Origin of the sequence: Achromobacter sp. GbtcB20 (assembly GCF_019091095.1) — a bacterium.
Taxonomy (GTDB): Bacteria; Pseudomonadota; Gammaproteobacteria; order Burkholderiales; family Burkholderiaceae_B; genus Achromobacter; species Achromobacter mucicolens.
This window is the reverse complement of the sequence record NZ_JAGXJZ010000458.1, coordinates 1-290: the sequence shown is the minus strand read 5'-3', so window position 1 is coordinate 290 and position 290 is coordinate 1. Positions and strand designations below refer to the sequence as shown.

1 protein-coding gene is annotated in these 290 nt (G+C 66.6%); it reads right to left on the bottom strand.

Annotated features, from left to right (window positions below; all coding sequences use genetic code 11):
• Window positions 1-290 (bottom strand): SEC-C metal-binding domain-containing protein (locus tag KVT32_RS29755; RefSeq protein WP_217619392.1); only part of this gene is annotated, 290 nt, incomplete at both ends.

The window sequence follows — 290 nt, the reverse complement described above, 5'->3', positions numbered from 1 at the left end:
CGCCGACACGCACAATAAAAAAGGCGTCCCGCGGGACGCCTTTTCCGTTCTACGCGGCAGGCCTTTCGCCAGCTTGCCGTGGCACTGCTTGAACTTCTTGCCGCTGCCGCAAGGGCAGTCGTCGTTGCGGCCGACCTTCGGCGCCTCGTTGCGCACGGTCTCGACGGCGGGCTTGCGCAGCGGCAGCCAGTAGCGGTGGATGGCCGGCAGGTTGGCCTCGTCCTCGAGCGCCAGCTGGTGCGCCTTGACCGGGTCTTCGACCAGCGGCAGGTCTTCTTCCTCGATCTCGT